The 7,465-nt window shown below is 45.0% G+C and carries 10 protein-coding genes; 4 read left to right on the top strand and 6 right to left on the bottom strand.

Annotated features, from left to right (window positions below; genetic code table 11):
* Nucleotides 1–42: 42 nt before the first annotated feature.
* The 3 genes from QUA16_RS34675 to QUA16_RS34665 are packed head-to-tail and all read right to left on the bottom strand — an operon-like array spanning nucleotide 43 to nucleotide 2,421.
* Nucleotides 43–819, bottom strand: coding sequence for an AAA-like domain-containing protein (locus tag QUA16_RS34675; protein WP_333109144.1), 777 nt, complete (start codon nucleotides 817–819; stop codon nucleotides 43–45).
* A 59-nt stretch (nucleotides 820–878) separates the two neighbouring features.
* Nucleotides 879–2,099 (bottom strand): AAA-like domain-containing protein, encoded by a 1,221-nt coding sequence (locus QUA16_RS34670; RefSeq protein ID WP_333109141.1) that lies wholly within the window; start codon nucleotides 2,097–2,099, stop codon nucleotides 879–881.
* Entirely contained in the window at nucleotides 2,083–2,421 is a 339-nt protein-coding gene (locus QUA16_RS34665; protein ID WP_333109139.1) for a CU044_2847 family protein, read from the bottom strand. Before QUA16_RS34665 ends, QUA16_RS34670 begins: the two co-directional genes overlap by 17 nt.
* Nucleotides 2,422–2,911: 490 nt before the next feature.
* Between QUA16_RS34665 and QUA16_RS34660 the strand changes: the two genes are divergently transcribed.
* A complete protein-coding gene (locus QUA16_RS34660; protein WP_333109137.1) occupies nucleotides 2,912–4,279 on the top strand; it encodes an NAD-dependent succinate-semialdehyde dehydrogenase in 1,368 nt (455 codons plus the stop codon).
* Between the two features lie 148 nt (nucleotides 4,280–4,427).
* Nucleotides 4,428–6,065, top strand: a complete 1,638-nt coding sequence (locus QUA16_RS34655) for an acetolactate synthase large subunit (RefSeq protein WP_333109136.1) — start codon at nucleotides 4,428–4,430, stop codon at nucleotides 6,063–6,065.
* 52 nt (nucleotides 6,066–6,117) lie between these two features.
* Here the strand turns inward: QUA16_RS34655 and QUA16_RS34650 are convergent, their stop codons facing one another.
* The 3 genes from QUA16_RS34650 to QUA16_RS34640 are packed head-to-tail and all read right to left on the bottom strand — an operon-like array spanning nucleotide 6,118 to nucleotide 6,864.
* A complete protein-coding gene (locus tag QUA16_RS34650) occupies nucleotides 6,118–6,267 on the bottom strand; it encodes a type II toxin-antitoxin system HicB family antitoxin (RefSeq protein ID WP_333109134.1) in 150 nt (49 codons plus the stop codon).
* Between the two features lie 28 nt (nucleotides 6,268–6,295).
* On the bottom strand, nucleotides 6,296–6,520 hold the full coding sequence (locus QUA16_RS34645; RefSeq protein ID WP_333053374.1) for a DUF4926 domain-containing protein: 225 nt from the start codon (nucleotides 6,518–6,520) through the stop codon (nucleotides 6,296–6,298).
* An 8-nt stretch (nucleotides 6,521–6,528) separates the two neighbouring features.
* The gene (locus QUA16_RS34640) at nucleotides 6,529–6,864 is read right to left on the bottom strand and encodes a DUF6883 domain-containing protein (RefSeq protein ID WP_333109133.1); all 336 of its coding nucleotides are present in this window, start codon (nucleotides 6,862–6,864) and stop codon (nucleotides 6,529–6,531) included.
* 27 nt (nucleotides 6,865–6,891) lie between these two features.
* On the opposite strand from QUA16_RS34640, the gene QUA16_RS34635 reads away from it, so the two are divergent.
* Together QUA16_RS34635 and QUA16_RS34630 are read left to right on the top strand one after the other, a co-directional pair.
* Nucleotides 6,892–7,086, top strand: coding sequence for a hypothetical protein (locus QUA16_RS34635; protein WP_333109132.1), 195 nt, complete (start codon nucleotides 6,892–6,894; stop codon nucleotides 7,084–7,086).
* Between the two features lie 25 nt (nucleotides 7,087–7,111).
* A complete protein-coding gene (locus QUA16_RS34630) occupies nucleotides 7,112–7,393 on the top strand; it encodes a hypothetical protein (protein WP_333109130.1) in 282 nt (93 codons plus the stop codon).
* The last annotated feature ends 72 nt before the right edge of the window (nucleotides 7,394–7,465 follow it).

Here is a 7,465-nt window from a genome sequence, read left to right as displayed (position 1 = left end):
AAGTATTTTTACTTATTCATTCGGGCCTAGCAATGTACTATACTATGTAGTGTTATTGAAGTGCGGAGTGTGGGTTATAAGTTCGCAAATTTTTTGGGTAAGAAAAGGTTGCCCACCCGTCCAATCTAAGACTGCTTGCAGCACCGCATGGGGATTGCTAACTTTCCCCTCTAATCCCTGAAGTAAAGGTTCAGCTTCCTCCAGATAAAAGCCGTTAAGCTCAATTGCTGTACCAATATTAAACGGGGTGATCTTTGGATCGGCGATCAAATCTGAGGGAGTGGCTACCCCTAACAGCACGAAATTTATATGCGCGTATTCTGGTTTACTAGCCCGTTCGTTATGACAACTTCGGATCAATGCGAAAAAATCATCTAGCTTGCCCTTCAGGCTATCACTGAGAACACAGTCAATTTCATCTACAAAAATGACAATTTTTTGGGAATGAGGAACTAATTTATCTTCAATAAATTTGCTCAATCGATCCACCGCCGACTGTTCACGATAAAGATTGCACCAGGTAGTTACATTAAAATCGGGGAGATTTACACCTTTTGCTAGACGAGCGATCACCCCTGCGTACCATTGATCTATTGTGATATCCTTGCCGATCCCACTAAGGTCAATATCAATACAAACAAACCCTTCTGTTCTCAACCGTTTCATTGTTCTCACTTTTAAACTGGATTTGCCAGTTTGCCGCGGACCCAGGACATAACAAAACTTACCCGATTTCAATTCTTTGTATAATTTTTCATCTGCCTCACGCTCGACATAGGTGGGCGAATCTGGTGGTAAATTTCCTGACAATTGGTACATAAGTTTATCCTCCAATTACTGTGAAATACTATTGATACAAATCATGCAAATGTGAAACGTCATTGTCCCACTTCTGGCTCTGGAAAATTAATCACAAATGCTACATCAAACGGCGGATTGGTTTTGATCTCTTCGGAATGCACAATGACTAACAGCAATTTGTTCCAACTATCCTCTTTCGCAAGATCCTGTTTCCAAAATCGCAGCAATCCAAAAAAATTGTCTGCGATCGGTTGACAAGCGAGAATCCACTCCACGTTATACAAGACCAACACAAGGGGATTTGAGATTTTCGGTAACAGGTATTTTTCAAAGTAGTTAGTACATTTGGTGTTGCTGGGTGGTGCTTCCTGCCAAGACTCAGCTAGTGTATTTTCTATCTGAAGATTCGACGTAATTTGGGCACAGAACCACTGCAATAACTGATCCGAGCTGGTTAACGCATTGTTTGCCGACTGAAAGTTCACGGAGAATGCTTGATAGTCTTTCGGAGTTATCTCACTGATAATTTTCTTTGCTATTAAAAAAATTCTGTTCCTTGGTCGAGAAGTTTTAACGCGGATTAATGCTCCTGGTCGCTTAATCTCCTGAGAAAGTTTTGAGCGTAAAAATTGTTCTGGTTTTTCGGGTATTGGAGAACAAGGGGGAATGGCTTGTTCCCCGAACTCAGGCCAAGCTTTAATTAGCACGTTCGCGGGAATAAAAAAGGCAGCTTTGGTTTCGGGTCGTTTTGTTTCATTTGCTACTGCCATTCCTACTACACCCTGTAGATCCTCATCCCATATCGGCGCACCACTAAAACCAGGCTCTAATCTATAACCCTCTTGTTTGACATCCTCAAGCTGCACCCAACCACTGGCTAAATTGCCGCGTAACTCACCAGAAGCCCAAACACCATTAGGTTTACCATCTGGAAAACCCAAAACTCGGAAACGATGCCCCCACAATTCGTCTGATGTGAGCAATTGAGTAGGTCTTGCAGCGTTTGGGGCAGGAGTCTCTAACTCCAATCCAGCAATATCTTCTGGAAACTCATCCGGATTAACAGGTCGCCAGAAAATTACCCTAGCTGTGAGGAACTGTTTTGGTGCCAGGAACGGGAAGTCCAAGCTGACTTTTTGATCGGGCATCTCGGCAGTTTTTCTGTCAATTCCCAAAGCATCGGCTATCACATGGGCGCAGGTGAGGATGCGCTTTTGGGAAACTAAGAAGCCAGCACCGATAACACTTCCCCGATTTGAATAAATTCTGACCAGCGATGGCTCAAGTGCTGCTGTCATCTTGTGACTTCCTTTGCCACTTCAGCGTAATTTCATAGTTGACTTCGGCATTGCCAGAAGCAATAACCGCGCCCAGTTCAGCACTCATTTTGATGCCAAATTTGACTTCCACTTCATCGGCTGGATCGTTCAGACTACGAACCTTGGTCATAATGGCATTCGTTAGGGGCTTGATTTTTTCGAGGGCAGACTCGAAAGTCTGTTGCGCTTTTTGAGTGAGTTCATCGCGAAGACCGATGCGATCGTCAGTTAGTTCTGCCCGATCCACTTCCACAAAAATCGAGTCGCCGCTTTCCAGGCGAAATTCAACAATCTGTTTCACGCTTAACCTCGCTGTCTTGTTTGGACGATGTGGCAAATGATACTTTTTTGCTGTTAGATGATATTTTCAGCGAGCCACACCAGCCATCCGGAAATTAGAGAAGGACTTCAGCCAATATTTAGCTGACATCGGGTTCTGCGGTATCGAGGATGCGAGTATCTTGCCTCAATTCAACCAGCCGTCAAGGTGCGAAGTCTTCCAGTCCACAACCCGATCGTGCGTTACCCAGGATGCGATCGCACTGCATTCTCCGATCGTATTTCGCGATCGACATCAGTTTTAAAGACAAATTTTCTTAAGATTTGCGATCGACATCTTGGACTATAATTAAAAGTAGAGAAATTTAAACAAATCGCGGCACTTGCAAATTGGCAAGACCTGAAAGAAAACGTGGCTGGTAAATTCCTATTTTGTAATACCTTGATACAACTCCCTGCCTAGGCTGAAAACTAGAAGGGAGTTTTGTGTTTTTCACACAGGAGATGAAACAATGGCTATTGCTACTATCAACCCAGCAACGGGAGAAACGCTGAAAACTTTCGAGCCGATCGCGGATGAGGCAATCGAAGCTAAGCTGGAATTAGCACAGCAAGCTTTTAACAAATACCGCCACCTGCCGTTTGAGCAGCGAGCTCTGTGGATGCAGAAAGCGGCAGACATCTTGGAACGCGATCGCGAAATTTACGCTGAAATGATGACCCTGGAAATGGGCAAAACGCTCAAATCTGCGATCGGCGAAGTGGAAAAATGCGCCTTAGTTTGCCGCTATTACGCCAAAAATGCCGCTCAATTTATGGCAGACGTACCGGCAACCACTGACGCTAGCAGCAGCTTTGTCCGCTACCAACCACTAGGGGCTATTTTAGCCGTCATGCCGTGGAATTTCCCATTTTGGCAAGTTTTTCGGTTTGCGGCGCCAGCACTGATGGCGGGCAATGTGGGCTTGCTCAAACACGCTTCCAATGTGCCGCAGTGCGCTTTGAAAATCGAAGAAATTTTCAGGGAAGCTGGCTTTCCCGAAGGAGTTTTTCAAACTTTGTTAGTCGGCGCCGACAAAGTAGCCGATCTCGTTGCGGACGATCGTATCAAAGCAGCAACCCTCACCGGCAGCGAACCAGCGGGTGAAAGTTTGGCAGCAAATGCGGGCAAAAATTTGAAAAAAGTAGTGCTGGAATTGGGAGGAAGCGACCCATTTATTGTGATGCCCAGCGCCGATTTAGCAGCAGCTTTATCAACTGCTGTGACAGCGCGGATGCTGAATAACGGTCAATCTTGCATCGCCGCCAAACGCTTTATTTTAGCAGAAGATATCGCCGACGAATTCATCAAAGGATTTGTCGAAAAATTCGAGCAATTAAAAGTAGGCGATCCGATGTTGCCCGAAACTGATATCGGCCCTTTAGCTACTCCGGCAATCCTCAAAGACTTGGACAATCAAGTGCAAACTTGCATCCAATCGGGAGCAAAACTTCTGACAGGGGGCCGGGCATTGTCAGAGAATGGCGGCAATTTCTACTTGCCAACTATTCTGGCAGAGATTCCCCCGGATGCTGCTGCGCGTCAAGAAGAATTTTTCGGGCCCGTAGCTTTAGTATTCCGGGTTGCAGGCATCGATGAGGCGATCGAACTGGCAAACAGCACATCTTTTGGCTTGGGTGCGACCGCTTGGACTACAGTAAGAGAAGAGAGCGATCGATTTATTTCCGAACTAGAAGCAGGCGCCGTATTCATCAACGGCTTAGTAAAATCCGACCCCAGATTGCCCTTCGGCGGCATCAAACGCTCCGGTTACGGACGCGAATTGAGCATCCAAGGAATGCACGAATTTGTTAACATAAAAACAGTGTGGGTGAAATAATCTCCCACTCTATCAACCGATCGCACAAATCTACATAAGCCTGCGTTTATCTGCGTTTACCTGCGGTTAAAAATTCCCATTTAGTATTTGTGCGATCGGTTGAAAAAGAAAGACCCAAAACCCCCATTAACCGAGGAGAAAAACGGAAATGAACACAGCTCAACTATTGGTAAAATGTTTAGAGAATGAAGGCGTCGAATACGTCTTCGGACTTCCCGGAGAAGAAAATTTAGAAGTTTTAGAAGCCCTGAGAAACTCTTCAATTAAATTTATTACTACTCGCCACGAACAAGGCGCCGCATTCATGGCAGACGTTTACGGTCGTCTCACCGGCAAAGCCGGCGTTTGCTTGTCCACATTGGGCCCGGGCGCAACTAACTTAATGACAGGAGTTGCTGACGCCAACTTAGACGGCGCTCCTTTAATAGCAATTACCGGACAAGTCGGCACAGACAGAATGCACATAGAATCGCACCAATATTTAGATTTGGTCGCCATGTTTGCGCCAGTTACTAAGTGGAATGCTCAAATTGTTCGCCCCAGCACGACGGCAGAAATTGTCCGCAAAGCCTTTAAAGTAGCTCAAAGTGAAAAGCCGGGAGCAGTTCACATTGACTTACCTGAAAACATCGCAGCCATGCCTGCTGAAGGACAGCCGCTCACCAAAGACAACCGCGAAAAAACTTTTGGCGCTTACCAAAGCTTGAATAAAGCCGCTGTGGCAATTTCCAAGGCAAAAAGTCCTCTGCTTTTAGTAGGAAACGGCGCGATCCGCGCTAACGCCAGCGATGCTTTGACACAATTTGCTACTCGATTGAATATTCCCGTAGCTAATACTTTCATGGGCAAAGGCGTAATTCCTTACACTCATCCTTTGGCGCTTTGGACGACGGGCTTGCAAAAACGCGATTACATTAGCTGTGCTTTTGAAGAAACGGATTTAGTGATTGCTGTTGGCTACGATTTGATTGAATATTCCCCCAAGAAGTGGAATCCTGAAGGAAAAATTCCGATTATTCATATTGGAGCTCTGCCAGCAGAAATTGACAGCAGTTATATTCCTCTTATAGAAGTTGTGGGGGATATTTCTGATTCTCTCAATGAAATTTTGCAGCGTGCCGATCGCATGGAGAAAGTAGACCCTTTTGCTAAGCAATTGCGGGCGGATATTCGCGCTGGGTACGAACAATATGCAGCCGACGACGGTTTCCCGATCAAGCCACAAAAACTCATTTACGATTTGCGGCAAATCCTGGGCCCGGAAGATATTCTTATATCTGATGTGGGAGCTCACAAAATGTGGATCGCGCGGCACTATCATTGCGATCGTCCGAATACCTGTTTGATTTCCAACGGCTTTGCGGCGATGGGAATTGCGATTCCGGGTGCGGTAGCTGCAAAACTCGTTTATCCCGATCGCAAAGTAATAGCAGCCACCGGCGACGGTGGTTTTATGATGAATTGCCAAGAGTTAGAAACTGCTTTGCGAGTCGGTACTAATTTTGTGACGCTGATCTTTAATGACGGCGGTTACGGGTTAATTGAATGGAAGCAGCAAGATTATTTTGGTCATTCCGATTTCATCAAATTTGGCAATCCCGACTTTGTGAAATTTGCCGAAAGTATGGGTTTAAAAGGCTATCGAGTAGAATCTGCAACGGATTTCATTCCAATTCTGAAAGAAGCCCTGGCTCAAGATGTCCCTTGCGTGATTGATTGTCCGGTAGACTATCGGGAAAATGCGCGTTTCAGTCAATTATCTGGGGATATGAGTTGCAATTTGTAAGAGTAGCTAGAACCCCGACTTCTTTAATAAGTCGGGGCTCTAATAATGGACATTATTCGAGATAGAGTTTTGTAGCTTGTTTAAGATTGGCGATCGCTTCTTCTATGGTTTCGCCTTGGTCAACTGTGCCGATTTCTGGACATTCGGCAATGTATCTATCTTCTTCTTTGTAAATGATGCCTGTGAATCTGTGAGTGTTCATAATGTTTTTGCTTCCATTTAGATAACGCTCAAGCTAGCATCCGGGCGTGAGCAATTTCTCTATCACCTATGAGACGGACTTGGGAGCTAAAGAGTGAAATAATAGCTAATGTTTTCCCCGTCAAGGTAACAAATTCTACTTCATATCCTACCCCACCTTGATGTACTAAAACAACTGTGCCAATATCGCCTTGGCTTAATTTTTTTTCGGGGATATCAATTGTTAAAACAATGCTGTCAAGTTCTTGAATCATTTTATTTTTTAATCTGGTGGATAGGCACTTACTAGCCTGGGAGTGTCGCCTCCGGTTTCAATAAACCAAACAGAACGCACAAAGGGTTTTCTGCCATCTGCTGCTAGCATTTCTCCTTCAATAACGTACCGACTGCCAAAAGGAGATTCTTCAATTTTAGCTAATTCATGGTCGGCCGCATGACGCCGCAAGGCAGTTGCCATGATTTCCCAAGCATCAACTGAAAAACCAAACCGTAAAAAAAATTTTGCTTTGCTTTTCCCGTCGCGGTGGGTGAGTGAGAGCAGATATTCGGTAATTTTCTTTTCAGGAACGACTGCTCTTTCATAATTGGGCAGTTTCAAGCACTCTCTCCAAAGCTTACCAAGAAATTGGGTCTAAAGCCCCGTCCTTCTAGGACGGCTTTAATTAATTATTCTTGTATATTAACCAGAGTTGAGGCGATCGGTCAAGCAGGGGCGATTCCCTACAGGATATCTGCGCCGCGCGTGCTTTTTGAGAAGTTGGGTTGGGATGGGCGATCGCTAAACTTGTCAGGTAATTATGGTAATTTAAAAGTTAGGTAACTAGGACTGGCAAGAATGGAGGAATGTGACAGCACAATTTTTCTGTCCATATCTCGATAGCGAGGTTGAACTCACTGAAGAGCGAGAACTACATATTGTTGATACACATCCCGATTTGCTACCATCTTATCAGGAAAGAATTGCTAAAACTCTAGCTGACCCAGATGAGGTTCGATGTGATTTACGTTTCGGCAATACTTTTCTATTTTCACAGCAGTATGGTAAGGGTCGCAAGGGTAGGTATGTTGTAGTAGCTGTTGTGAATGATACAGTTCCGAGAGAGCGCTATTGGATCGTGACAGCTTAGGATCGCGAATTAAATAACTTACAATTTTAATTGTTATTGTGGGATGGGCGTCCCGCCCGTCCTTTTTGGACG

The organism is Microcoleus sp. S13_C3, from assembly GCF_036700905.1.
Classification (GTDB): domain Bacteria; phylum Cyanobacteriota; class Cyanobacteriia; order Cyanobacteriales; family Microcoleaceae; genus Microcoleus.
The sequence above is the reverse complement of the archived record's forward strand: the minus strand, read 5'-3'. Positions and strand labels throughout refer to the sequence as shown.